The sequence below is a fragment of the Agrobacterium bohemicum genome (assembly GCF_001562555.1).
In the GTDB taxonomy this organism is placed as follows: Bacteria; Pseudomonadota; Alphaproteobacteria; order Rhizobiales; family Rhizobiaceae; genus Agrobacterium; species Agrobacterium bohemicum.
The window spans coordinates 177,317-201,110 of the sequence record NZ_KQ961023.1 but is presented as its reverse complement, the minus strand read 5'-3'; the positions used below and the strand labels follow the sequence as shown (position 1 = coordinate 201,110).

Sequence of the window (23,794 nt, the reverse complement as noted above, 5' to 3'; positions counted from 1 at the left end):
CAAGGAAAACGCGAATGACAGGCAAATTCATTTCCATATTAACGCTCGCGACCGCCCTGATGGCGCCGCCAGCAATGGCCGACGAAAGCCAGTTTCTTTCCTCGCTGAAAGGAAGCTGGAAAGGCTCCGGCACAGTCACCATGAAGATTGGCTCAAAACCCATCAACGTCAATTGCACCTTTAACTCGACCTCTTCAGGTCCTTCATTGCGTATGAATGGAACCTGCCGCGGTCTATTGGTCATCCGCCGTGCTATCTCCGCCGATTTGAGCGCGTCGGGCACGCGCTACCGCGGAAACTACGTCGGCCCGTCCGGCATCCCCTCGGCACTCTCGGGCAGCCGTAGAAACAATTCTATCAATCTTTCGATCACCTGGAAGCGCGTCATCAATGGTGACCGGGTCGCTGGCATGACGATTACAAAGGTTGGCAACAATGGATTGCGTCTGCGCACGACCGACAAGGATGGTGCAGGCGGACCGACGGTGGTGACAGCCGATATTCAACTGACGCGTTAGACACAAGCGCTCGTAGTTCGGTGAAAAGGCCCGGTTCTCTCCGGGCCTTTTTGTGTGTGAATGTTACTCTGCCGCTTCGGCATATTCGCTCATCGGCGGGCAGGTGCAGATGAGGTTGCGGTCGCCGTAGACGTTATCGACGCGGTTGACCGGGGACCAGTATTTGTCCACGCGGAACGCGCCGGGTGGATAGCAGGCCTGTTCGCGGGAGTACGGACGATCCCAGTTGCCGACAAGGTCTTCCACCGTGTGAGGCGCGTTCTTCAGCGGGTTGTTGGTCTTGTCCGATCGACCTTCCTCGATATCGCGGGCTTCCTGACGGATGGCCAGCATCGCGTCGCAGAAGCGATCAAGTTCGGCCTTTGGCTCGGATTCGGTAGGCTCGATCATCAGCGTGCCAGCAACCGGCCAGCTCATGGTCGGGGCGTGGAAGCCGCAGTCGATCAGACGCTTGGCTACATCGTCCACCGTGACGCCGCAGCTGTCGTTGAGCGGGCGTGTGTCGATGATGCACTCATGTGCCACGCGTCCGGCTTCAGACTTGTAAAGCACGTCATAAGCGCCCTTTAGCCGTGCCGCGATGTAGTTGGCGTTGAGGATTGCCACCTTTGTTGCCTGCGTCAGCCCTTCGCCTCCCATCATCAGGCAGTAACTCCAGGAAATCGGCAGGATCGATGGCGAGCCAAAGGGGGCCGCCGAAACCGCACCCGTGCGTCCGTCGCTTGCCGGATGCCCGGGCAGGTAAGGTGCCAGATGCGCCTTGACGCCAATCGGACCCATGCCGGGACCGCCGCCGCCATGCGGAATGCAGAAGGTCTTGTGCAAGTTGAGATGCGAGACGTCGGAGCCGATATCGCCGGGGCGGGATAGACCGACCATGGCATTCATGTTGGCACCGTCGAGATAGACTTGGCCGCCATGTTCGTGTGTGATGTCGCAAATCTCGCGGACGGTCTCCTCAAACACGCCGTGGGTCGACGGATACGTGATCATGCAGCACGAGAGGTTTTCTGCGTATTTCTTTGCTTTTAAACGGAAATCATCAATATCGATGTCGCCGTTTTCTCTCACCTTCACCGGCACCACGCGCATACCGACCATCTGCGCTGAGGCAGGGTTTGTGCCATGTGCGGAGGTAGGGATGAGGCAGACATCCCGGTGGGCATCGCCGCGTGCGAGGTGATAATTGCGGATGGTCAACAGGCCCGCATATTCGCCCTGCGCACCGGAATTCGGCTGCATGGAAAAGGCGTCATAGCCGGTGACCTGGCATAGCTTGTTGGAAAGATCGTCGATCATTTCCTTGTAACCCAGCGCCTGATCGGCTGGCACGAAGGGGTGGATGTCGGAAAATTCCGGCCATGTGATCGGCAGCATTTCGGCTGTCGCGTTCAGCTTCATGGTGCAGGAACCGAGCGGGATCATGGAGCGGTCAAGCGCCAGATCGCGGTCCGAAAGGCGGCGGATGTAACGGGTCATCTCGCTTTCGGCACGGTTCATGTGGAAGATCGGATGCGTCATGTACTGGCTGGTGCGCAGCAAATCCTTCGGAAGGCGATATTCCGGCTCGAAATCCGAGATGGAGAAACTGCCGCCAAAAGCACGCCAGACGGCTTCGAGTGTCGCGGGGCGTGTGCGCTCGTCAAGGCTCATGCCGATCTTGGTCGCGCCTATTTTGCGCAGGTTCACGCCACCTGCAACGGCCGAGCGCATGATGACGCCCTGCATATGGCCAACATCGACGGTAATCGTATCGAAGAATGTTTCAAGCTCGATGACATAGCCCAGCTTTTCCAGCCCCTTGGCCATCAATACGGCCTTCTGATGGGTCTGCTGAGCAATGGCCTTGATGCCCTGCGGGCCATGAAACACCCCGTACATGGAAGCCATGACGGCTAGAAGCACCTGCGCGGTGCAAATGTTGGACGTCGCCTTTTCACGGCGGATATGCTGCTCACGGGTCTGGAGCGACAAGCGATAGGCGCGGTTGCCGCGCGCATCGACCGATACGCCGACGAGACGACCAGGCATGGACCGCTTGATCGCGTCCTTGACGGACATGAAGGCCGCATGCGGGCCACCATAACCAACGGGAACACCGAAACGTTGCGACGAGCCAATGGCAATGTCGGCATTCATTTCGCCGGGGGATTTCAAAAGCGTCAGCGCCAACAGGTCTGTTGCAACAGCGGCAATGGCGCCGGTCTGGTGCAGACGGGAAATCAGGCCGGTGAAGTCATTCACATGGCCGTGCGTGCCGGGATATTGGAACAGCGCACCGAAGACGTCGACAGGATCGAGATCGGTGAAGGGATTGCCGACAATGACGTTCCAGCCAAGCGGTGCGGCGCGTGTTTCGATGAGTGCAATCGTCTGCGGATGGCAGTTGGCATCCACGAAGAAGGCGGTCGCCTTGGACTTCGCTACGCGCTGGCACATGGCCATGGCTTCGGCAGCAGCGGTTGCTTCATCCAGAAGCGAGGCGTTGGCGACATCCAGACCCGTCAGGTCGCAAATCATTGTCTGGAAGTTCAACAGCGCCTCCAGACGGCCCTGCGATATTTCTGGCTGGTAGGGCGTATAGGCTGTGTACCAGGCCGGGTTTTCCAGAATGTTGCGCTGGATGACCGGTGGCGTAATGGTGCCGTAATAGCCCTGACCGATGAGAGATGTCAGAACCTTGTTTTTGTTGGCGGTTTCGCGGAGACGGTCCAGCGCCTCGCGCTCCGTCAATGCTGCGCCCCAGGTGAGAGGCGCTTTCTGGCGAATGGAGGATGGCACGGTCGCGTCGATGAGGGCGTCGAGATTATTGTAACCGATCACCTTCAGCATATCCGTCATTTCCGACGGCGACGGCCCGATATGACGCCGGTTAGCAAAGTCATAGGGCTGATAATCGGTGAAATGGAACTCAGTGGGAGTCGTCATTACGCGATAAGCTCCTTATAGGCCGCTTCATCCAAGAGGGCATCGACGTCGGAGACGTTGGAAAGCTTGAGCTTGAAAAACCAGCCAGCGCCCTGCGGATCAGAGTTCACCAGTGATGGATCATCCACGATGGCTTGGTTGACTTCCACAACTTCGCCATCCAGCGGACAATAGACGTCGGAGGCAGCCTTTACGCTTTCGACGGTTGCTGCATCGCCATCCTTTGAGAAGGTCGCGCCCACATCCGGTAGCTCGACAAAGACCAGATCGCCCAGCTGTTCTGCAGCGTGGCTGGTGATGCCAACAGTGGCGACATCGCCTTCAATCTTCAGCCACTCGTGTTCTTGAGTAAATTTCAGCATCGGTCTCTCCGGAAATTAGCGTTTGTAAGTGGGAGTTATAAAGGGCAGGGCAGCAACGGCGATTGGCAGGTATTTTCCACGGACTTCCGCGAAAATTGTCGTGCCGGGCGTTGCGAATTCTTTCGGTACGTAACCCATGGCGACGGGGCCCTCGACAGTTGGACCAAAACCGCCTGACGTGACTTCGCCAATCTCGGTCTTGCCTTCGGCATCTGCAAACAGCTTGGCGTGGCCGCGAACCGGGGCTTTGCCTTCCGGCTTCAGGCCAACGCGGCGACGCGTGGCTCCGTTGGCAAGCTCACCCAGAATGCGCTCGGCACCCGGAAAACCGCCTTCACGATCACCGCCGGTGCGGCGTGCTTTCTGGATTGCCCATTCAAGCGATGCCTCGATTGGGGAGGTCGTTGTGTCGATGTCATTGCCATAGAGGCACAATCCCGCCTCGAGACGCAGGCTGTCACGTGCGCCAAGACCGATAGCTTCGCAGTCTGGGTGCTCCAGCAACGCCTTGGCAACCTCTTGTGCCTTAGCGGCCGGGACGGAAATCTCAAAGCCGTCTTCGCCGGAATAGCCGGAACGGGAGACAATGCAGGGAACGTCGTGCAACGGCACGTCTCGGACATCCATGAACTTCATGGCCGAAACACCAGCCCAGAGTTCCGCCAGAACGGCCTCGGCGCGGGGACCCTGAAGGGCGATCAAAGCGCGATCTTCAAGCAGCGTGACATAGCAGCTATCGGATAGATGCGCCTTCATATGCGCCAGATCTGCATCCTTGCAGGCGGCGTTGACGACCACGAAGAGGTGATCTCCGCGATTGGTGATCATCAGATCATCCAGAATGCAGCCATTCTGATCCGTGAAGAAGCCGTAACGCTGACGACCTTCCTTAAGGCCGAGAATATCCACAGGAACAAGTGTTTCTAGCGCAATTGCTGCGTCTTCGATCTTACCGGACTTCGCCTTCACAAGGACTTGGCCCATGTGGGAAACGTCGAACAGGCCAGCGGATATGCGCGTCTGCACATGCTCTTTCATCACGCCTGCAGGGTACTGCACCGGCATGTCGTAGCCTGCGAATGGAACCATGCGGGCACCAAGGGACACGTGCAGAGAATGAAGTGGGGTGACTTGTAACTCGGCTGTATCGGCCAAGGACGCCTCCAGGTTTGCGCGATGTCGCGCGGGCTCATGTCATGACACTGTCTAAAGCGCCGGGTTCAAGAGCCCCCTCTGTCCTTGTCGCCTGAGATTGTTATCCCTTCGGCGAGCCGTCCTTACGCAGGTGGCTTCTCTCCAGAGTTCCGTCCTCGTCCGCTGGTCCTTTTGCCTGAGAGTTTCCGGGGCGGTTGCTCCTTCGGCCCCGCCGTGAGGCGGTGTCTCCCAGCGGGATGAAAGTTTAATATCTGCTAAGCCAGTTTCTTGGCAAGGACCAAATGACGCATCTAAACAGTTTTTTGTTCAGCTTGCGTCATCGCGCTTGTCGAGTGCAGTTTTGATGCTCAGGTGACGATGCGCTTAAACTCATCCACTTTTCTTATCCAGCAGATTATCGCGTTTCGTAGAAGCAAACTCTTCAAGTTCTTTTTCTGTCATGGACTTAGCCATGCTTTTTGAAGCGCCTTGTAAACGTTTTGTAGGCATGTCGCCACGTTTAGCGGCCAGTGCTGCACCAGCAGCTTTCTGTTGGGCCTTGGATTTCGCGGGCATTGGGAGAATCTCCTCGAAATTTAGTTATATCGACAAGAATGATTTTTGGATGCGCAGGTTCCTCGCGGCTGAAAATCCACTTTGATTTACCTTCCAATCCAAGATATCGCTTCGTTGCATGAGGGCTTCCATCAACAGTCGATCAGCAGATTTGGCATATTTCACACGCATCTTTTGCGCTGTGCTGATGCTGTCTCTCGGTTTTGCACACAAGCCCGTCGCAGCAATGGCTGCGCCCGTATCTCTACTTGATGAAGCGTATCGCCTTCCTGATGGCAGTTTCGCCGAAATTTGCGAAGGTCATGCGGGCGTGCAGATTATCCACGAGAACGGCAAGACGACGGATCATTCCGGCAAAACATCGCTGTTTTGCGAAGCCTGTCTTTTGGCAGCGTCAATTCTTCTGCCTACGCCGGATACGACTTCCTGGGCGAGGGCGCATTTCGCCTGGCTCGTCAACCGCCCGCCGCTCTATCTGGCTTCTGCGCTGGATTTCGATCATCAACGACCGAAGGCACGCGCGCCACCCATTTTCAATTGATCAGGACGAGCCCGCGTTAAGTTAGCCGCCTTTAGCGGCACAGACGACTGATGATGCCGATGCGCCGCAGTCGAGAGGATTTCAAAATGAATATTCGCAAAATCACCCTTTGCGCCACTTTGCTGGCGTCTGTCTCCAGCATTCCGGCGTTTGCCCATACCAGTTTCGTCAACCCAACGGCTGAACAGGAAAGCACCATTGTCGCAGCGCTTCAGGTGCCACATGGCTGCGAAGGTGGGCTTGCCACTACCGAGGTGCGGATGGTGCTGCCTGAAGGGTTTATCTCAGCGAAGCCACAGCCAAAGGCAGGATGGGACCTCGAAATCATCCAGGGCGATTATCAGAAAGCCTATAAGAACCACGGCGCGGACGTAAAAAGCGGACCAGTGGAAATTCGTTGGAAGGGTGGTGACCTGCCGGATGCTTTTTACGACACCTTCAACGTGCAGGGCAAAATCTCAGGCATCGCGGCAAACACAAATCTGTCGTTCAAAGTGACGCAATTGTGCGGAGACAAGGCGACAGCTATCTGGGATCAAATTGCAGAAAATGGTCAGGACCCGCATTCTCTCGATAATCCTGCGCCCACGATCAAGGTCCTTGCAAAACAGAACAATGGCGGCGAGCACGATCATGATCACGGCGCTGCCAACCACATGGCAGATACGGTGAAGGCGGGAGATCTGGAGCTTTCGGGTGCAGCCGCGAAAGCCATGCTGCCTGGACAGCCGGTGGGTGGCGGCTTCGTTACGATCAAAAACAACGGTTCATCGGACGACCGCCTTGTTTCGGTAGAAACGCCCGCCGCCGGTCGAGCCGAAATCCATGAGATGGCCGTGGTCAAGGACGTGATGAAGATGAGAAAGCTGGATGACGGTATCGTCATTCCCGCTGGCAAGACCATCGAACTGACGCCGGGCGGTTTGCACTTCATGTTCTTCAATGTGAAGAAGCCATTTGCTGAGGGTGACAAGGTGCCTGTGACGCTGACCTTCGAAAAGGCTGGCAAGGTCGATGTTGTCATCGAGGTCGGATCTGCAAAGGGCGCGGATCAGATGCATAACCATAACTAAAAAATCCGGCCGCCTGATCGTTTGTGATCAGGCGGTTTTGTTTTCCTCATAGGCTTCTATGACCTCTTCCAGAGTAGCCTGCGGATTCTGATGTTTTCCAGCTGTCAGGAAATGAAGCGATATTGCGGGCTGTCTAACGACGGTCGAGGCAGCATCCACTTGCGTTTCTTCACTCCGACTTGTTTTACGAGCAAGCTCACGCGCGGCTTGCTCGACCTCGTTTTTTCTGGAGGGGCGCTGCACGGACTTGATGCTGTCAGAAACATAGCCAGCGGTGGTCGCTGAAACTGACAAAATTTGCACCATACGATCACCCTCCTAATCCTGAATTGAATTACGTTATCATTGGTGAATTTATTCTCAATTAAATCCAAGGGTTGCAATTGAGCTGAATTTTAATGAATAAAAAAATGGATTTTTTACCGAAGCCTGTATAGGCGGGAATTTCTCTTTCCTCCGCTTTATCGTAGAGAAAAGCATAACAACGGGAGTAGCCTCATGCTGAATATCGCACTTGTCGCCCTGGGTGGTGCAATCGGTTCGGTTGCTCGGTATCTTGTTGGGGTTTGGAGTATGCGTCTTGCCGGACCCGGCTTTCCATGGGGTACATTGACGGTGAACGTCATCGGTGCCTTTCTGATCGGGCTGACTGTAGAAGTCATTGCGCGCCGGTTTGAAGCCTCCATAGAAATGCGGGTCTTTCTGGTCACTGGCATCCTCGGCGGTTTCACAACATGGTCGTCCTTCACGCTGGACGCGGTGGTGCTGTTCGAACGGGGAGATTTGGGACTTTCGGCGCTTTATCTCGCCGGCAGTCTGGTCGTTTCTTTCGCTGCGGTCTTCGCCGGGCTGGCCTTGGGCCGCGCTTTGTTCTAAAGGCAACGGAAAATACCGCACACTGACGATGCGGAGTTGAGAAAAGAAAGACTGGAATTGCCATGGCTGGTATCGAGCACATCAAGGTAGAGGCCGAAGAAGGCGGGATGCGTCTCGATCGCTGGTTCAAGATTCACTATCCGGGTCTCGGCTTCGGACCGCTGCAAAAGCTGATGCGTTCCGGGCAGGTTCGGGTCGATGGCGGCCGGGTGAAAACGGATGCGCGCGTTGAAGCCGGACAGATGGTTCGGGTGCCGCCGCTGGATGTCGACAGCAAGGTCAAGGGTGGACCGATCAGCTCGACAGACCTCAAGAATTCCGACGATGTCGATCTTTTGAAGCGTATGCTTTTACATGAAGACGAAAAGGTCTTCGTTTTCAATAAACCGGCTGGCATTGCAGTGCAGGGCGGCTCCGGCATCAATCGTCATATCGATGGCCTTCTGGAAGCATGGACGAGTTCGAAGGGCGAAAAGCCGCGCCTCGTTCACCGTATCGACCGCGATACGTCGGGCGTTCTCGTCGTTGCCCGCACCAGGGGTGCAGCACAAAAGCTGACGGCTGCGTTTCGTGAACGCGACACCAAGAAGACCTATTGGTCTCTGGTGAAAGGCGTGCCGCGTAAGCATCAGGACAAGCTGTCGTCATGGCTCGTCAAGGAACAGACACCGGATGGCGACCGCATGCGCATTGCCAAGCACGGTGAAGAGGGCGCCGACCACGCCATATCCTATTACCGCGTTATCGATACCGCTGCGCAAAACCTGGCATGGCTGGAAATGGAGCCTTACACCGGCCGCACGCACCAGCTCCGCGTTCATGCTCTGCATATGGGCCATCCGATTATCGGCGATCCGAAATATTACGTCGAGGACAGCAACTGGGATTTCCCTGGCGGCGTCCAGAAACGCCTGCATCTGCATGCACGTCGCATCGACATTCCGCACCCATCCGGCGGGCGCCTGCGTGTTACAGCGCCGCTGCCACCGCATATGGTGCAGACCTGGAATCTGCTCGGCCTTGATGTTGCAGATGGTGACAGGGACGACGAATGAAGCTTGTCCTGTTCGATTGCGATGGCACGCTGGTGGACAGCGTCGGCCTCATTCATGAGGTCATGGCGCGTACCTTCGTTCATTTCGGTTATGATCGACCGGACGTGTCGCTGACCAAATCGATCATCGGCCTGACGCTCGATATCGCCATTGCCCGCATGCAGGGCAAACCGCATGTGGACGATGAAGCTGTGGCGATGACGGGGCACTACAAGTCCATATATGCGCAAACCCGCGCAGAGGCCGGTTTTCAGGAACCCGTTTTCGATGGTATTCGGGCTATGATCGAGACGTTGGCAAAGCGCGAAGAACTGTTGATGGGTGCCGTGACAGGAAAATCCCGTCGCGGGCTTGATCTCATCATGGATACACACGGGTTCCGCCAACATTTCATCGTATCGCGCACGGCCGACGACTGCCCTTCCAAGCCGCATCCAGCCATGGTGACGGAATGTTGCAGCCAGACCGGCATCGTTCCGGCCGATACCATTGTGATCGGCGATGCTACTTACGATATGCAGATGGCGAAGGCGGCTGGTGCCAAGGCTATCGGCGTGGCGTGGGGCTATGCTTCCGTGGATGACCTGTGGAAAGCGGGCGCCGATGCCATCGTGAACCATCCAAGTGAAATTCCCGGTCACATTCCGGGCTGATAAGGACGTATCATGCGTGACCTGTTGAATGATCTGACCGAAGGTCTCAGCCACCCCGATCCCATCCGTCGTTCGCAAATCCAGATGCAGAAACCTTTGCCGAAGCGATTCTATAAGGACGTGGCAGTGGGTGAGACGGAAGAGGGCGCATTCAACGTTCTGCTCGACGGTAAGACTTTGCGCACGCCTGCGAAGAGCCCGTTGACGGTGCCCACGCGAGCACTTGCGCAATTGCTGCGCGACGAGTGGGACGCACAGGCGGATGTCATAGATCCGACGATCATGCCCGTCTCCCGCCACATCAACACGGCAATCGATGGCATAGCCGTTGATACTCAGGCCGTGTTTGAAGACATCCTGCGTTTTTCTTCCAGCGATCTTTTGTGTTATCGGGCGGCGGACCCGGAGGCGCTCGTGGCGCGTCAGTCGGAGCATTGGGACCCTGTCATCGACTGGGCCGCGTACTCACTTGGCGCTCGCTTCATTCTGGTCGAAGGCGTCATGCACCAGGAGCAGCCGCGCGAAGCGATTGCCGCCTTTGCCGTAACACTGCAAAAATATGATACGGCGATTGAGCTTGCCGCCCTTCACACCATGACGTCGCTGACCGGATCGGCTATCCTGGCGGTCGCCTTGGCGGAAGGCGAACGCTCGCTGGAGGAAGTCTGGGCCTTGGCGCATATCGACGAAGACTGGACTGCGGAGCAGTGGGGCGAAGACGAGGATGCGCAGATCAGACGCGCCAAACGGCTGGTGGAAATGCGGGCTGCTGTTGATGTTTTACGCGCAGCCAGAGTTGATAAAGCGTGACGCTTTAACGCTTTTCTAACCGTAAATGAGGAGTATGGACGCATATCCTGACGTAAGGGGAGGCGTCTATCATGCACCTGTCGCTGAAGCGCCTTGGCATCGTTTTGCTGGCATCTTTGTCGCTCATGTCTTTCAGGCTGGAGCCTGAGACGAGCGAAGGCGAAAGGTTGCTGTATGACGTGCGTGGCGCATTCGTCGCAGCAAGGCCGGATATTTCCGCCGAACTGATGCAGTCCGTTCAATATCAAATGTCGAATGCCATCAAATCGACCACCCGCGACAGAACACGTCCAAGGGTGGTTCTGACGATTCGTCTTTTATCTGTCACCAAGGGCTCGTTCATTTTTGGCGGTAGGGCGTCGGCCCGCGTGGTAGTACGAGCCGCGGCGGTCCAGACGGGCGAGGTGGTTGCGGAGGCAAAATTCAGGGCTACCATTCTCGGCATGGATAAAGCCTCCATAGAACAGGAGTTAGCTTACGGTATTGCTGAGCGCGTGATCGCAGAATTTAGGCTCAACCGTCCTGCCACTTTGGCGACAGCCTTGTTTCCCGGCAGGTTTTAATTCACCGTCACCTTTTTTGGTTAGAACGTGATTTTCTGACCGTTGGTTATCGACCGCAGTCGCCCCGATGCGCCAGAGCTTGCGGTTGGAACACCGCAAACCGGAATAAACGGGGTTGCAAGCTAGAGCGTTAGCCAAGACGCTCCGCATGCCACTTCAGGTGGTCATCCATGAATGTCGAGATGAAGTAGTAGGAGTGGTCGTAACGCTCATGCATGCGCAGCGTCAGGTCGATTTCAGTTCTCTTGACGGCTTCTTCGAAAAGCCAGGGACGCAGGCCTTTTTCGAGAAAATTATCGGCCTTGCCTTGATCGATCAGGAACTCGGCGAAGCGCGCGCCATCTTCCACCAGCGCGCAGGCATCGTATTGACGCCATGCGGCTTCGTCGGCACCAAGGTATTTCTCGAACGCCGGTTGCGACCAGTCGGCAGAGGAGGGCGCCACGATCGGGGCGAAGGCCGAGCAGCTTTTGAAGCGGTCCGGGTTTTTCAGCGCAATCGTCATGGCGCCGTGTCCGCCCATGGAGTGGCCGAAAATTCCCTGACGGCTCATATCGACCCGGAACTGTTCTGAAACGAGGGCAGGGAGTTCATCTACAACATAGTCATACATCTGGTAATGGTCGGACCATGGTGTCTCTGTCGCATTCAGATAAAAGCCCGCGCCCTTGCCCATCTGCCAGTTCGTAAGCTCATCGGGCACGTCATTACCGCGCGGACTGGTATCAGGGCAAACCACGATCAAGCCAAGCTGCGACGCCATACGACGATACTCACCCTTGTCCATGACGTTGGCATGGGTGCAGGTCAGGCCAGAGAGATACCAGACGACCGGGCAGGGCTCCTGTATCGCTTTAGGCGGAACATAAACCGCAAATGTCATCTCACATTTATTGACATCAGAATCATGGGAAAAAACACTCTGCATGCCACCAAAGGAGGAATTCTGGGAGATGATTTTCATGGTGCATTCCTTGTTTTATAAGCGCAGCTTAACCTGCAAGCGACACAGCGGCGTTGACCGCAGCGGCAACCAACACTGTGTTGAAGAAGAAAGAGACGATGGAATGTAAAAGCACGACTTTTCGCATCGATGTCGTGGTAACGGCGACATCGGACGTTTGCGCCGTCATGCCAATTACGATCGCGAAATAGAGAAATTCGTAGACACCTGGTTCCCCCGTATCGGGAAAATCCATGCCGCCACGTGTCTGTTGTTTCCCTTTGGTTTTAGAAGGCCGCCAGAAGACATGGGCATAATGCATCGCGGTCATCGTGTGGATCGTCAACCAGCCAAAAACGACCGACATGAAAGCCAGACTCAGCGTCCAGACCGTTTCACCTGTCGTGTGGTTGAGCGCGCTGAACAGGGATGCGACTGATACACCCACGGCCAGAAACGTGATGGCGATGATGGCGATTGCGGGCAGGTCGTCGCTATCGGCATGCGCTTTCAAGTGCGCGGCGGTGAGGCGAGGAAGGCGAAAAAGGATGATCACGAGGTAGGTCAGAAAGAACGCAATTGCCGCGCCCTCGACCGCCAGAGACGGTGTGAAGATGAGTGAAGCGAGCAGCACCACAAAGGCCAGGGCAAGAGCGATCAGAAATGGTTGATGACGGTAAAAATTACTGACCCGAGACTGCGTTGCTTTCATAATCCGCCTCCAAAGCGTTGGCTATTTTTTGACGCGACGGCAGAGGCGGTCAAGCGTTTCAAGAAACTGGGAGCGATCGCGAGGAGAGAAGGCCGCATTGTACCCCTTACTTTCACCGGTTTCGCGCAAATGTGCGCCCAAATCACGCATCGCAGTTGCCATGCCGATATTGGTCTTATCGAAGATGCGACCCGTAGGGCCGGTCACCTGCGCACCATTGGCAACGCAGCGTCCCGCCAGAGGCACGTCGGCGGTAATGACGATATCGTCATGCGCAGCACGCTCCGCAATCCAGTCGTCAGCGGCGTCGAAAGAGTTGGAAACGATGACATTCTTGACCATCGGGTCGCGGGAAGGCCGCAGACCGGAATTGGCAACAAACGTAACCTCAAGCCCGTGCCGTTCAGCAACCTTCAAAATCTCCGGCTTTACCGGACACGCATCAGCATCAACATAAATCTGCGGCATAAGGCACTTCTTCTTCGGCTCAATCTTCGGTTAGCTTTTAGAAGGACTGCAAACAATTCCCAAGAGCTATTTGCCACGTATATCCGCATTCACTCGAAAAGCAGAAAACAGATAAAGATCGCATAAGATAGATTATGGAACTTTTTGATGCTAATCAGTTATCAATATCCATACCAAACTCTCGTTCTATCAGGCCGTAACACCAGATATATCATAGTGATAAAACGAAAAGTTCTAGCGGTTTTATATCTCTCCTGATGCTTCCCGGCGTCTGATGTCGAGTTCTTCGCTGTAACGTCTCAACGTATGGCTTTCGGTCAGCTGTCCGATGGGCCTGTTTTCGATTTTGTCGTTGACGACGGCCAATGCTTCGCTTTCTGTCGCGTCGAACAAGGCTGCGGCTTGGCGGGCGTTCATGGTTGGCAACAGCACATCGGTTTTGAAACGCAAATAGGTTTCAAGGCTGATCTTTGTTGAGTCTCGCTCCATCGGATCGGCGTAGATTTCAGCGACAATGATCATGCCCGCATAACGCCCGTCGTCATGGGTCATGATGACCCGCTGTGTCGAGCCTAGTGGAAATTTCTCCTTGAAAGTCGCAAGGCCGATGCTAACCGGTTCTTTGCGGATGTCTGCGCGCATCATCTTGCCGACCGTCAGGTCGCGGATCCAGCCGATATCATGGGCGCTGCGGATGCTTTCGCCACGCAGATGGAAGCGCCATGTGGCAAAAGAGTAGCCGAACGTCGTTCGCACCACCAGCGATGTCGTCATAACGGCTGCCAGAACCAGGACAGTGATCTGAAAATCTCCTGTCAGTTCAAGCGCTAGAAACGTCATCGTCAAAGGTCCACCGATGATGGCGGCTGCAAATGCGCTCATGCCAATAACGGCATAGACGATGGGCTGCGTATCGCCGTAGCCGATATAAGGTGCGCAAACAGCGAAGATTTTGCCAAGCAGCGAGCCCATGAACAACGACGCGAAAAACAGGCCGCCACGGAAGCTGGAGCCGATAGAAATGGCACTAGCCGCTGCTTTCAGGATGAACAGACCGGCAAGGCCCGCAATCGTCATGTCAGCATCGATGTTGAGGTGTAAAGCGCCGTGACCACTGGATAGAACCTGGGGCGAAATGAGCGCCAGAGCACCAACCACAATGCCGCCAATGGATGGCCTCAGCCAGATGGGAATTTTGCTTTTCCGTGCCGTTTCCTCAATGAAGGACACGGCCTGCATGAGCACGATGCCGATGCCGGCACAGACGGCACCGAGGAATATGGCAGGTACATAATCCGGTGGCGTGACGACGCTGGAACCCAGTATGTCGATGCTGAGGCCGTGCTGCGACATCAAGCCTGCAACGATAGTCGCGACCAGCGCAGATACAATCAAGGGTGCCAGCGTGACAACGGTGTAGGTGCCGATGATCAGCTCTATTGCGTAGAAAGCACCGGTCAAAGGCGCATTGAATGCGGCGGCTATTGCGCCAGCGGCACCGCAGCCGACGAGGATGCGCATATCCCCTCGCCTCAGCTTCAAATTCACGCCGAGCTTGGATGCAACGCCACTGGCCACCTGGGTGTAGCCGGCTTCCAACCCGACTGACGCGCCAAACCCGTTGGATATTATGTTTTGCAGGCAAACGATCATGCTGTCTGTAAGAGACAGCCGTCCGCCGTGAAGTGCATTGGCTTCGATGGGGTCGATCATCGGCTTTTTTCGCGTTTTCGACAGAACGAAAATGACAATGCCGAGGATCACGCCGCCTGTCAGCGGACCGGCGAGCACGATCCAGCCAGAAAGATCGCTGCTGCTCAGCCTTTCGACGCCGAAGAACATAACATGAAGTTTTGTGGTTATCGCGCCGATCAATGCAACGAAAAAGCCTGCAGCGATCCCCACGAAAATCGCGAGAACGACCAGCGCCAGCTCTCCGCGCCGAAAGATTGCGCGCAGACGTGTCGAGCGAATATTATCGAAAAAGCTGGACATGCTGGGAGCACGAAATGGATTGATCGCCATGATGTACCTCCGTGCCTCGCAATATCAGAGTGAGTGAGCCAGTTCGACTTCAAATTCAAATTGCATCTGATCATATGCCGGCTCGACATGTGAGGGTGTTTCGCGCATCACCGTATCGTAATCGAGAGGCGTGTGCATGTGCGTTAGGATCGCGCGTTTAGGCGCAAGCTTTTCGATCCATGTGAGAGACTGCTCCAGCGAAAGGTGGCTAGGGTGATAGCGATATTGCAGCGTATCGATGATCAACACATCGAGGCCACCCAATTTTGATACCGTCTCCGGTGGAAAGTCGCTGACATCGGTGCAATAGCCGACGTTACCGATGCGGAAACCCAGAGAATGCGTATCGCCATGCTGCTGCATATGCGGCTTGAAATGGATCATTCCACCTGCACCATTGATCGCCACGTCCGCGCTCAAGTTGTCAATCGTGTGCGATATGACGATAGGTGGATAGCTGCTGCCTTGCGGGGTTTCGAGGCAATAGGGAAAACCATCGCGAATACGCTGCATTGTCGTCGGATCGGCGTAAATGGGAATGCGTTCCCGGCTTGAAATGAAGTAGCCGCGTAGATCATCGATCCCGTGCAGATGATCAGCGTGGGCATGCGTATAGAGCACGGCATCGATATGCGAGACCTTTGCGGCAATTAACTGAGCGCGCAGATCCGGCCCGGTATCGATAACGACTGTCGTCACACCGCCGCCAGGTGCCAATTGTTGCACCATGAACGCGGCACGCATGCGCTGGTTCTTCGGATTGGCGGGATCACAAGCGCCCCAGTCGCCGTTGATACGCGGCACGCCGGGCGATGAACCGCAACCGAGTATCGTGAACCGGCGCCGATAGAGTACCAAAGCCTACACCTTCGTCATTTTCGAAAAGCAGCGGAAGGCATTTTCGGTAGTGATTTCTGCCATTTGCTCACAAGCAATGCCGTGAACCTCGGCCAACACGTCCGCTGTATTGACGACGTATGATGGCTCGTTACGTTTCCCGCGCCAACGCTTGGGCGCAAGATACGGAGCATCGGTTTCCACCAGCAACCGCTCGAGTGGCACGGTTGCGGCGATATCACGGATGTCCTGAGACTTCGGAAAGGTCAAAATACCGGAGAAAGAAACGTAGCCACCAAGCTCGACCCCGACTTTTGCCAACTCCGGTCCGGCGGAAAAGCAATGGAGAATGAAGGGGAAAGTCCCCTTCCCGCTTTCCTCGCGCAAAATGGCAATCATGTCGTCATCGGCGCTGCGGCTGTGAATGACGAGCGGCAGCTGCGTGATGCGCGCAGCCTCGATGTGGCGTCGCAGGCCGGTTTTCTGGTCTTCCGGCTTTTGCGTATCGTAGAAGTAGTCCAGACCCGCCTCGCCGATCGCGACGATCTTCTCATGGCTGTTGGCCAGCCGCACCAGATCGTCAGCAGTGATGTCGAGTTCTTCGTCGGCGTTGTTGGGATGCGTGCCGACCGAGCAGAAAACCGAGGGATATTTCTCTGTAATCTTCAACAGTTCCGGTAAGCGGGCAACACGGGTGGAGATCGTCACCATCTGCCGAACGCCGGATGCGTGAGCGCGGGCGATGATATCATCGCGCTCCGCATCAAAATCGGCAAAATCCAGATGGCAATGCGTATCGATGAGCATCGGCTTCAAGCCTCTGGTGCTACATAGCGTGGGAAGACCGGCTTCGGCGCTTCGAGCGGCGTCCCGGGAACCAGACGTCCGGCTTCGCCCAACGCCGCGAAATCACGCTTGTCTGCAGGTGCAGCGACGAGGTCGAGCAGTTTTTCACAAGAATCTGGCATGAATGGCTGAAGCAGAATGCCAATCTGGCGAACGACTTCCGCCGTCACATAAAGCACGGTTCCCATGCGCTCAGGGTCCGTCTTTTTCAGCGCCCAAGGCTCTTGGCCTGCAAAGTAGCGGTCGGTTTCCGAAACAACGGCGATGATGGCAGCGAGTGCCTTGTGGATCATCTGCTTGCTCATCTCATCACGGCACGTTGTGTGCAAAGCATCAGCGGCGGCAAGCATCGCCTTGTCTTCATCGGTGTAAGCGCCGGGTGTTGGCACCTGCCCTTCGCAGTTCTTCACGATCATGGACAGTGAGCGACTGGCAAGGTTACCGATACCGTTTGCGAGGTCGGCATTGATACGCGTGGCGATGCCATCTTCGCTGTAGCTGCCATCCTGGCCAAACGAGACTTCACGCAGGAAGAAATAACGCACCTGATCAAGCCCGAAATGGTTCACCAGATCGACTGGATCAACGACGTTACCGACAGACTTCGACATCTTCTCGCCCTTGTTGAGCAGAAAGCCGTGCGCGTAGACCCGCTTGGGCAGCGGCAGACCGGCACTCATCAGAAAGGCTGGCCAGTAGACCGCGTGGAAGCGGATAATATCCTTGCCGATAATATGAACATCTGCTGGCCAGTATTTGGCACGCGGACCGTTTTTGTCTTCGATATAGCCTGTCGCGGTAATGTAGTTGGTGAGAGCATCCACCCACACATACATGACGTGCTTCGGATCGTTGGGAACCTTGATGCCCCAATCGAAGGTCGTACGTGAAACCGAGAGATTTCTCAGACCGGATTTGACGAAAGACATAATTTCGTTGCGGCGCTCTGCAGGGCCGATGAAATCGGGGTTTTCTTCGTAGAGCTTTAGCAGCTTGTCCTGATATTCGGACAGCTTGAAGAAATAGCTTTCTTCCTCGACCCATTCGACCGGTGCGCCTTGTGGTCCATAGCGAACACCATCTGCGCGCAGTTCCGTTTCTTCTTCGGCAAAATATGCCTCATCACGTACGGAATACCAACCCGCATAGCTGTCCTTGTAGATGTCGCCTCGGGCTTCCATCATCTTCCAGATACTGCGCGACGTCTCGTGGTGACGCTCTTCCGTGGTGCGGATGAAATCGTCATTGGAGGCGTTAAGCAGCTTGCCCATTGCGCGAAACTGGTCGGAATTGCGCTGCGCCAACTCTTCCGGCGTAATGCCCTCGTTGCGTGCGGTCTGCTGCATCTTCTGGCCATGTTCGTCGGTACCGGTCAGGAAGAAGACGTCCTTTCCATCCAGACGCTGGAAACGCGCCATGGCATCCGTTGCGATAAGCTCATAGGCGTGGCCGATATGCGGCTTGCCGTTGGGATAGGAAATCGCTGTGGTGATGTAGAAAGGTGTCTTGTCTGTCATGACGCTCAATCGGTTTTTACGGTCTGTTTTTTGATAGACCGCTCTTAGCCTATTGTTCGCACAAGCGAAAGCAAAAGCAGTACAAAATCGACCACATCAAACCAAGCGCATATCTTCCAGAATCGAAAGCACCATCTGTTTCTTGTCGAGATTGTAGGCTTGCGCAATGGTGATGCGTTCTGACAACGAAGAGGAAAGACGTGCGTGGCGTTCCGCCGCGTTGATGTCACCCGCCATCGCCGCTGCCCGCGCCCGTTCCATCAACGTTTCGGTCGCGTGCTCCATGAAAAAGCCAAGGACGATATCGCCGTCCTTTTGTGCAAGAACATCGGCTAGCTTGTGCATTTGCTTGCGCGCAGATGGGCCGGTTGCAGCCATCACTTCTGCAAAGACATCGACAATATCCGAGCCGCCATAATTGAGAAGTTTCAACGACTGCGAAACGCTGCCCTTGGAAGCAGTCAACAGCGCGTCGCGCTTTTCGCCGGACATCGAAAGGCCGAGATTTTGCAAGGCCTGCTCCATCTCGTCATTCTGCAACGGCAGTAGACGAAGCGGCATGCAGCGAGAGCGAATGGTCGGCAGAAGCTTGCCCGGCGCGTGGGAAAGCACCAGAAACATCGCCCGTTTTGGCGGCTCTTCCAGTATTTTCAGGATTGCGTTCGCGGCGTTGCGGTTGAGGTCATCGGCGGGATCAATGATGACGATCCGCCAGTTGCCGGTGCCCGACGTCTGCGAAAAGAAATGCCCTGCCCTGCGCACCTCATCCACCGTAATGGCGGATTTGACCTTCCCCGTTTTCTCATCGACCGGACGTGTCAGATGTAAAAGATTATGGGATGCGCCTGTCGATATCTGGCGACTGACCATGGATGCAGGATCGGGATCGCTGATAATGTAAGGCGCCAGCGATGGTTCGGGGTTGGCAAGAACGTAGTTGGCAAACCGGAAAGCCAGTGTCGCCTTGCCAATGCCCTCCGGCCCCTCGATGAGGATCGCATGGTGGCCTTTGCCAGAGCGATAGGATTGCGCCAGAAACTGCTGCGCCTCATCGTGGCCAAACAGTTTGGCATTTTCCTGCGGCGGAATGGCTCCGTCCAGAACACCCTGCCCTTCGCTCATTGCGCCACTTCCGAAGCGGCGTTCAGTTTCGAAAGCAGTGGCTCAACAAAGGAAAAGACGTCTTCCGTGACCCTTTCCTGAGACTGGTCAGCGTTTACGATGCGGCAGCGGCGGGGCTCATTGAGCGCGATGTCAAGATAGGCCTCGCGACGCTTCTCGTGCGTCTCCAGCTCTTCTTTTTCGAAGCGATCGGGCGTTGCACCCTCATCAGCTCTCTTGCGGGCACGGGCGAGACCCGCTGCGGCTGAAATATCGAAGATCAGCGTCATATCCGGCATGGTGCCATCGATGGCAATTCGTTGCAGGGTCTCGATGAAATCAGGTTCCAGATTACCGGTGGTGCCCTGGTAGACACGCGACGAATCCAGAAACCTGTCGCACAACACAACGGAACCCTTTTCCAGAGCGGGGCGAATGACTTCTTCGACGTGATCGTTTCGGGCAGCGGCAAAAAGCATTGCTTCCATACGCACGCCGAACGGTTCTGCTGCACCCGATAAAAGCACATGCCGCACCGCCTCCGCACCCGGCGAACCACCAGGCTCTCGCGTTACGACGACGTCGAGACCGCGCGCCCGCAAACTATCGGCAAGAATGCGGATCTGCGTGGATTTGCCAGCACCCTCGCCGCCTTCAAAGCTGATGAACAATCCAGTGTTTTTGGGACCAGTATTTTCCGGCAATGTTTCTTCCTGATGTCAGCGATACGCAATTTCGTGTTTAACCCATCTCGGTGCGTTGCGAAACCATGGGACTATAACCAGAAGAACAGAAGTTCCTTGAGCGCGCCCGCTGCGTTTTGAGTCAGCGTCCCTTTTTCCACTGCAACGGTGGTGTAAAGCGGCACCTCACGAAGCAGCTTCTCGCCGGAAAATATCTTCAGCGTTGCGGCGTTGTATCCCGCCGCCAGCGGGGCATTCAATGGCCAGTTATAGACGATGCGACCGGACAGGCGCTCCGGGTTGCTGATGGGTATGAGCACACTCACGGCCTCATGAACGGCAAGATCGATAGCCCCGACCCCGCCGCCGTAAACGCCGATATTGCCGACCGTTTCATCTTTCTGAAACAGGTTGCGCTTCTGGAAAGCCGTTAGACCCCACTCCACCACCCGGCGCGCCTCTTCCTGACGCGTCTTGTCATCTGCAAGACCCGCTAGCGCAAGATAAATGCGACGGCCATCGCGCTCAGCGGACAGGACGGTGGAGAAGCCGTGACCTTCTGCGAAACCAAGTCCCAGCCCGTCTATGCCGTTGCCGAGAAGCGAGTTTTTATTGCGCTGGAAAATGCGGTTCCATTCGAAATCAGGCTTGCTGAAGAGACCGTAGCGCTCGCCAAACGTCTCATGAATATGTTTTGCCAGCAGAACCATATCCCTGGCCGTCGTCTTGCTGACCTGATCAGGGAGACCTGTGGAGTTGGCGAAGGTGCTGCCGCTCATACCCAGTACACCAGCACGCTCGGTCATGCGTTTGGCAAAGGCGGCATCTGAACCCGCCATGCCTTCTGCCACGATGATGCAGCCGTCATTGGCGTTCTGCACGATGATACCGGTCAGCAAATCATTGACGCTGATAGACGATTTCAGCCCCGCAAACATGGTCGAAGTGCGCGAAGGTGCACCGCCCGTGCGCCAGGCATATTCTGAAACCGGATAGCTGGTGTCCGCACTTATTTGGCCCTTGGAGAGCGCATCCGTTACGACCTCGACCGTCATAAGTTTGGCCAGCGAAGCGGGTGGGAATGCCGTATTTTCGTTGGTTGCCAGCAGAACCGTGCCCGTCTCGGCGTCGATCATATAGGCTTGCTGCGCCTTGATGGCGATGGTGGCCGATTGCGCCAAAGCAATCGCAGGAGCCGCAGCCAGACAAGCGGCTGCGATGACAAGCGTACAAAGATGTCGATAAGTAGGTTTGCACATCAAACGTCAGCCCGTCAGTCTGTAACACTTTGTCTGTGCAGATGATCCAACGCCCTGCCGGTATCTGCGGCAGGGTTTATCAGAATCACTACGCAATTTTGGATAATATGCGAGTGGCGGTCTGAAAGGGCAAAAATCAGCGGGTTTTGCCCTGCTTGTTTTTCACGAAGCTGAGAATGGATTGTTCGGTCAGAGCACCGCGCTTGACAAGAACCTTGTCGAATGCGCTGGCAGCTTGGGAGACCGGTGCCTCTTCGGAATAAGCTGCGGCAAATCTGCCAGCGGGCGTTGGCGCACGCAGGAAGTTACCCTCTGGCCGCTCGGTTATGAAGGGGCCGATTTCGGGCAGAATCACAAACTCCTCATTACCCTGCCCCATGACGGGTGCCGGACCGTTGACCAGCGGCATCGCCTGGAGCGCGTGGTTGGTTTTGGAACCTACTAGTGCCGTCTGTGCAGAACCACCATAGGCAGCGCTCTGCGGAATTGGGAGATTGGATCGTGAAGCTGACGCAACCATTACACCGGTTGCGATCTGTCCTTCAGGGTTGATACCCGGATTACGCGATCCTTTAGGCGAATAGGATGCCATCAGATAGGGCATGTCGTGACCATCGAGCGGCGCGCGGCCAACATACTGGACGCGAACGCTGGCCGTGCCGGTCGCTTTCATATCCAGAAGATCTGCGGTCTTGCTCGATACGTCGATCAAACGGCCTTCGTGGAAAGGGCCACGGTCATTGACGCGAACGATAACGGAAGAGCCATTGTTCAGATTGGTAACGCGGGCATAGCTTGGAAGCGGAAAAGTCGGGTGCGCAGCAGACAGGTGTTCCTTGTCATAAGCTTCGCCGTTGGCCGTCAGGCGCCCATGGAACGCGGAGCCGTACCAGGACGCGAGGCCAGACTTATCGTAGTTCTGCTCTTCCTTGGGGAAATAGCGACGGCCTTTGACCGTGTAGGCTTTACCAACCAGAAATCGCCCGCCGCCCTTGGGAACATTGGCACCTTCGGCAACCCGTGGGCTAGCCTTCACGCCGTACTCGGACTCGGAAAAATATTCCTTGCTACGCTTCGGCTTCGTTTCGGTTTTTGATGTCGTAGAACAGGATGCGGTCGCTGCGCAAAGAACGGCAATGCCGAGCCATTTCGCGCTCACACCGACTTTCGTAACGGTATTGTTCAAATCCACGCCCCGTGCTGCATTGTGTCGCATTTTACACGACACCCCTCAAGCTTCGATAATCATGCCCGTGACATCGAAGCACCTAACAGCCGCTTAATCTTGCCCGCAACATGGCAAAATTACGAACGCTCCTCTCAGATTAGGTAAAATTGTAATCAACGTGGTTAGCCGTTGGTTAACGAGGCGCCCTCCTTTTGCGCACCAAAATGGCTGTGAGGATGGATTGACGAGACAGAGCAAACAGTTATAAAGCGTCGCGTAACACGGATGGGTGTCCGAGTGGTTTAAGGAACCGGTCTTGAAAACCGGCGTGCGTGAGAGCGTACCGTGGGTTCGAATCCCACCCCATCTGCCATATTTTCCGTTTGTTATTACAAACCGCTGTCACAGTCGCGAAGCCGAGAATCGGAAATTTTATCATACTATTTTTTTTGAAAAAGTTGCGCGTGGTGTTGTCTGCAAGCATTGGCGACGTTTGCGCGTGCATTTATAAGGTCCAACAAACGACGATTCTTGAAAGGCCTTGATATGTGGATTGAAGTGACAGCGGTTAGCAACAACCAGAAATTCGCCATCAACTTCGATCACGTCACGCAGATATCGCCGCTTGTCCAAGGCACGCTTATTCTACGGGCTGGTAATGAGCGCGTGCAGGTCATGGAAAGCTACGATTACATCGTTGCCCGCCTTCATGCCACAGCGCCTAAGTAAGTCAGATCTTCGCATACACCGCTATCAGCGCTAGAACTGCCGGCATCGCTTGAATGAACAGTATTTTTTCTGTTCGCCGTCACGGCGCCAAAAATACCGGCGATGAAAATGCAAGCAAGGAAGAAGATCGCAATGCCGCGGCTCTCCTCGCCTTGCATCAGACCCCAAAACAAACCGGCAGCAAGAAAGCCATTGTAAAGCCCTTGGTTAGCAGCAAGGACTTTGGTCGATTCAGCAAATTCAGGCGAAAGCCGAAAGGCTCTGCGACCTGCCGGTTTCGTCCACAGTGCCATTTGCAACACAAGAATATAACAATGCAAAAGGCCAATCATCGCAATCAGAGCGTTGGCAATCAAGTTTCGTCCTCCCGGGCTTGCAACAAAAACCGATTGAAAGACGAAAAGTGATCTGGGTGCA

At 55.5% G+C, this 23,794-nt stretch carries 25 protein-coding genes, 1 tRNA gene, 1 pseudogene and 1 riboswitch; of the genes and pseudogenes, 10 read left to right on the top strand and 17 right to left on the bottom strand.

The window, feature by feature from the left end:
• The first annotated feature begins 14 nt into the window (after window positions 1-14).
• Window positions 15-518 carry a hypothetical protein gene (locus ATO67_RS00965; protein ID WP_067643031.1) on the top strand — a complete coding sequence of 168 codons (504 nt, stop codon included), beginning with the start codon at window positions 15-17 and terminating at the stop codon, window positions 516-518.
• 63 nt (window positions 519-581) lie between these two features.
• On the opposite strand, the gene gcvP is transcribed toward ATO67_RS00965, so the two are convergent.
• The 4 genes from gcvP to ATO67_RS00945 all read right to left on the bottom strand — a co-directional run bounded on the left by gcvP (window position 582) and on the right by ATO67_RS00945 (window position 5,518).
• The gene (gcvP, locus tag ATO67_RS00960; protein ID WP_067643028.1) at window positions 582-3,446 is read right to left on the bottom strand and encodes an aminomethyl-transferring glycine dehydrogenase; all 2,865 of its coding nucleotides are present in this window, start codon (window positions 3,444-3,446) and stop codon (window positions 582-584) included.
• The gene (gene gcvH / locus ATO67_RS00955; protein WP_067643024.1) at window positions 3,446-3,808 is read right to left on the bottom strand and encodes a glycine cleavage system protein GcvH; all 363 of its coding nucleotides are present in this window, start codon (window positions 3,806-3,808) and stop codon (window positions 3,446-3,448) included. The genes gcvP and gcvH overlap by 1 nt, the downstream gene beginning before the upstream one ends.
• Window positions 3,809-3,823: 15 nt before the next feature.
• Window positions 3,824-4,963: a glycine cleavage system aminomethyltransferase GcvT gene (gene gcvT, locus ATO67_RS00950; protein WP_067643021.1), complete on the bottom strand. Its 1,140-nt coding sequence runs from the start codon at window positions 4,961-4,963 to the stop codon at window positions 3,824-3,826.
• A gap of 153 nt (window positions 4,964-5,116) precedes the next feature.
• Window positions 5,117-5,204, bottom strand: a riboswitch (glycine riboswitch).
• Between the two features lie 128 nt (window positions 5,205-5,332).
• Complete coding sequence (locus tag ATO67_RS00945; protein ID WP_067643018.1) at window positions 5,333-5,518, bottom strand: DUF3008 family protein; 186 nt, start codon at window positions 5,516-5,518, stop codon at window positions 5,333-5,335.
• Window positions 5,519-5,669: 151 nt separating this feature from the next.
• Between ATO67_RS00945 and ATO67_RS00940 the strand changes: the two genes are divergently transcribed.
• Complete coding sequence (locus ATO67_RS00940) at window positions 5,670-6,059, top strand: hypothetical protein (RefSeq protein WP_106404872.1); 390 nt, start codon at window positions 5,670-5,672, stop codon at window positions 6,057-6,059.
• An 86-nt stretch (window positions 6,060-6,145) separates the two neighbouring features.
• On the top strand, window positions 6,146-7,132 hold the full coding sequence (locus ATO67_RS00935) for a copper chaperone PCu(A)C domain-containing protein (protein WP_067644171.1): 987 nt from the start codon (window positions 6,146-6,148) through the stop codon (window positions 7,130-7,132).
• A 27-nt stretch (window positions 7,133-7,159) separates the two neighbouring features.
• Here the strand turns inward: ATO67_RS00935 and ATO67_RS00930 are convergent, their stop codons facing one another.
• A complete protein-coding gene (locus ATO67_RS00930; protein WP_067643012.1) occupies window positions 7,160-7,438 on the bottom strand; it encodes a hypothetical protein in 279 nt (92 codons plus the stop codon).
• Window positions 7,439-7,630: 192 nt separating this feature from the next.
• Here ATO67_RS00930 and crcB point away from each other — a divergent pair, with 192 nt between their 5' ends.
• The 5 genes from crcB to ATO67_RS00905 all read left to right on the top strand — a co-directional run bounded on the left by crcB (window position 7,631) and on the right by ATO67_RS00905 (window position 11,089).
• The gene (gene crcB / locus ATO67_RS00925; RefSeq protein WP_067643009.1) at window positions 7,631-8,008 is read left to right on the top strand and encodes a fluoride efflux transporter CrcB; all 378 of its coding nucleotides are present in this window, start codon (window positions 7,631-7,633) and stop codon (window positions 8,006-8,008) included.
• 62 nt (window positions 8,009-8,070) lie between these two features.
• Window positions 8,071-9,063 carry an RluA family pseudouridine synthase gene (locus ATO67_RS00920; RefSeq protein ID WP_067643006.1) on the top strand — a complete coding sequence of 331 codons (993 nt, stop codon included), beginning with the start codon at window positions 8,071-8,073 and terminating at the stop codon, window positions 9,061-9,063.
• The gene (locus ATO67_RS00915; protein WP_067643003.1) at window positions 9,060-9,716 is read left to right on the top strand and encodes an HAD-IA family hydrolase; all 657 of its coding nucleotides are present in this window, start codon (window positions 9,060-9,062) and stop codon (window positions 9,714-9,716) included. Before ATO67_RS00920 ends, ATO67_RS00915 begins: the two co-directional genes overlap by 4 nt.
• 12 nt (window positions 9,717-9,728) lie before the next feature.
• On the top strand, window positions 9,729-10,526 hold the full coding sequence (locus ATO67_RS00910) for an ATP12 family chaperone protein (protein WP_067643000.1): 798 nt from the start codon (window positions 9,729-9,731) through the stop codon (window positions 10,524-10,526).
• A gap of 71 nt (window positions 10,527-10,597) precedes the next feature.
• The gene (locus ATO67_RS00905; RefSeq protein WP_067642998.1) at window positions 10,598-11,089 is read left to right on the top strand and encodes a hypothetical protein; all 492 of its coding nucleotides are present in this window, start codon (window positions 10,598-10,600) and stop codon (window positions 11,087-11,089) included.
• 130 nt (window positions 11,090-11,219) lie between these two features.
• Here the strand turns inward: ATO67_RS00905 and fghA are convergent, their stop codons facing one another.
• From fghA to ATO67_RS00850, 11 genes are all read right to left on the bottom strand, one after another.
• Window positions 11,220-12,053, bottom strand: coding sequence for an S-formylglutathione hydrolase (fghA, locus tag ATO67_RS00900; protein WP_067642995.1), 834 nt, complete (start codon window positions 12,051-12,053; stop codon window positions 11,220-11,222).
• Between the two features lie 28 nt (window positions 12,054-12,081).
• Entirely contained in the window at window positions 12,082-12,744 is a 663-nt protein-coding gene (locus ATO67_RS00895) for a DUF1345 domain-containing protein (RefSeq protein ID WP_067642992.1), read from the bottom strand.
• A 21-nt stretch (window positions 12,745-12,765) separates the two neighbouring features.
• Window positions 12,766-13,212, bottom strand: coding sequence for a YaiI/YqxD family protein (locus tag ATO67_RS00890; RefSeq protein ID WP_067642989.1), 447 nt, complete (start codon window positions 13,210-13,212; stop codon window positions 12,766-12,768).
• A gap of 243 nt (window positions 13,213-13,455) precedes the next feature.
• A complete protein-coding gene (locus tag ATO67_RS00885) occupies window positions 13,456-15,237 on the bottom strand; it encodes a chloride channel protein (RefSeq protein ID WP_082760109.1) in 1,782 nt (593 codons plus the stop codon).
• A gap of 24 nt (window positions 15,238-15,261) precedes the next feature.
• Window positions 15,262-16,095, bottom strand: a complete 834-nt coding sequence (locus ATO67_RS00880; protein WP_067642987.1) for an MBL fold metallo-hydrolase — start codon at window positions 16,093-16,095, stop codon at window positions 15,262-15,264.
• 3 nt (window positions 16,096-16,098) lie between these two features.
• On the bottom strand, window positions 16,099-16,881 hold the full coding sequence (locus tag ATO67_RS00875; RefSeq protein ID WP_067642984.1) for a TatD family hydrolase: 783 nt from the start codon (window positions 16,879-16,881) through the stop codon (window positions 16,099-16,101).
• A 5-nt stretch (window positions 16,882-16,886) separates the two neighbouring features.
• Window positions 16,887-18,437 carry a methionine--tRNA ligase gene (gene metG, locus ATO67_RS00870; RefSeq protein WP_067642981.1) on the bottom strand — a complete coding sequence of 517 codons (1,551 nt, stop codon included), beginning with the start codon at window positions 18,435-18,437 and terminating at the stop codon, window positions 16,887-16,889.
• A gap of 96 nt (window positions 18,438-18,533) precedes the next feature.
• Window positions 18,534-19,559 carry a DNA polymerase III subunit delta' gene (locus ATO67_RS00865; protein ID WP_067642978.1) on the bottom strand — a complete coding sequence of 342 codons (1,026 nt, stop codon included), beginning with the start codon at window positions 19,557-19,559 and terminating at the stop codon, window positions 18,534-18,536.
• A complete protein-coding gene (gene tmk, locus ATO67_RS00860) occupies window positions 19,556-20,242 on the bottom strand; it encodes a dTMP kinase (RefSeq protein WP_082760108.1) in 687 nt (228 codons plus the stop codon). The genes ATO67_RS00865 and tmk overlap by 4 nt, the downstream gene beginning before the upstream one ends.
• Before the next feature lie 71 nt (window positions 20,243-20,313).
• Complete coding sequence (locus ATO67_RS00855; protein ID WP_067642974.1) at window positions 20,314-21,480, bottom strand: D-alanyl-D-alanine carboxypeptidase family protein; 1,167 nt, start codon at window positions 21,478-21,480, stop codon at window positions 20,314-20,316.
• 136 nt (window positions 21,481-21,616) lie between these two features.
• The gene (locus tag ATO67_RS00850; protein ID WP_067642971.1) at window positions 21,617-22,696 is read right to left on the bottom strand and encodes a septal ring lytic transglycosylase RlpA family protein; all 1,080 of its coding nucleotides are present in this window, start codon (window positions 22,694-22,696) and stop codon (window positions 21,617-21,619) included.
• 235 nt (window positions 22,697-22,931) lie between these two features.
• On the opposite strand from ATO67_RS00850, the gene ATO67_RS00845 reads away from it, so the two are divergent.
• Window positions 22,932-23,021, top strand: a tRNA-Ser gene (locus ATO67_RS00845).
• Between the two features lie 185 nt (window positions 23,022-23,206).
• Window positions 23,207-23,377, top strand: coding sequence for a hypothetical protein (locus ATO67_RS00840; RefSeq protein WP_157940971.1), 171 nt, complete (start codon window positions 23,207-23,209; stop codon window positions 23,375-23,377).
• Between the two features lies 1 nt (window position 23,378).
• Here the strand turns inward: ATO67_RS00840 and ATO67_RS00835 are convergent.
• Window positions 23,379-23,733, bottom strand: a pseudogene (locus ATO67_RS00835) (DUF1304 domain-containing protein).
• Between the last annotated feature and the right edge of the window lie 61 nt (window positions 23,734-23,794).

Excerpts from the sequence above, each read along its gene's own strand:
- ATO67_RS00915 (WP_067643003.1), top strand. The coding sequence starts at position 9,060 with ATGAAGCTTGTCCTGTTCGATTGCGATGGCACGCTGGTGGACAGCGTC.
- ATO67_RS00965 (WP_067643031.1), top strand. The coding sequence starts at position 15 with ATGACAGGCAAATTCATTTCCATATTAACGCTCGCGACCGCCCTGATG.
- gcvP (WP_067643028.1), bottom strand. The coding sequence starts at position 3,446 with ATGACGACTCCCACTGAGTTCCATTTCACCGATTATCAGCCCTATGAC.
- crcB (WP_067643009.1), top strand. The coding sequence starts at position 7,631 with ATGCTGAATATCGCACTTGTCGCCCTGGGTGGTGCAATCGGTTCGGTT.
- metG (WP_067642981.1), bottom strand. The coding sequence starts at position 18,437 with ATGACAGACAAGACACCTTTCTACATCACCACAGCGATTTCCTATCCC.
- ATO67_RS00850 (WP_067642971.1), bottom strand. The coding sequence starts at position 22,696 with ATGCGACACAATGCAGCACGGGGCGTGGATTTGAACAATACCGTTACG.
- ATO67_RS00920 (WP_067643006.1), top strand. The coding sequence starts at position 8,071 with ATGGCTGGTATCGAGCACATCAAGGTAGAGGCCGAAGAAGGCGGGATG.
- ATO67_RS00885 (WP_082760109.1), bottom strand. The coding sequence starts at position 15,237 with ATGGCGATCAATCCATTTCGTGCTCCCAGCATGTCCAGCTTTTTCGAT.
- ATO67_RS00930 (WP_067643012.1), bottom strand. The coding sequence starts at position 7,438 with ATGGTGCAAATTTTGTCAGTTTCAGCGACCACCGCTGGCTATGTTTCT.
- ATO67_RS00890 (WP_067642989.1), bottom strand. The coding sequence starts at position 13,212 with ATGCCGCAGATTTATGTTGATGCTGATGCGTGTCCGGTAAAGCCGGAG.
- ATO67_RS00905 (WP_067642998.1), top strand. The coding sequence starts at position 10,598 with ATGCACCTGTCGCTGAAGCGCCTTGGCATCGTTTTGCTGGCATCTTTG.
- ATO67_RS00865 (WP_067642978.1), bottom strand. The coding sequence starts at position 19,559 with ATGAGCGAAGGGCAGGGTGTTCTGGACGGAGCCATTCCGCCGCAGGAA.
- ATO67_RS00945 (WP_067643018.1), bottom strand. The coding sequence starts at position 5,518 with ATGCCCGCGAAATCCAAGGCCCAACAGAAAGCTGCTGGTGCAGCACTG.
- gcvH (WP_067643024.1), bottom strand. The coding sequence starts at position 3,808 with ATGCTGAAATTTACTCAAGAACACGAGTGGCTGAAGATTGAAGGCGAT.
- ATO67_RS00855 (WP_067642974.1), bottom strand. The coding sequence starts at position 21,480 with ATGTGCAAACCTACTTATCGACATCTTTGTACGCTTGTCATCGCAGCC.
- fghA (WP_067642995.1), bottom strand. The coding sequence starts at position 12,053 with ATGAAAATCATCTCCCAGAATTCCTCCTTTGGTGGCATGCAGAGTGTT.
- ATO67_RS00875 (WP_067642984.1), bottom strand. The coding sequence starts at position 16,881 with ATGCTCATCGATACGCATTGCCATCTGGATTTTGCCGATTTTGATGCG.
- ATO67_RS00935 (WP_067644171.1), top strand. The coding sequence starts at position 6,146 with ATGAATATTCGCAAAATCACCCTTTGCGCCACTTTGCTGGCGTCTGTC.
- ATO67_RS00910 (WP_067643000.1), top strand. The coding sequence starts at position 9,729 with ATGCGTGACCTGTTGAATGATCTGACCGAAGGTCTCAGCCACCCCGAT.
- ATO67_RS00895 (WP_067642992.1), bottom strand. The coding sequence starts at position 12,744 with ATGAAAGCAACGCAGTCTCGGGTCAGTAATTTTTACCGTCATCAACCA.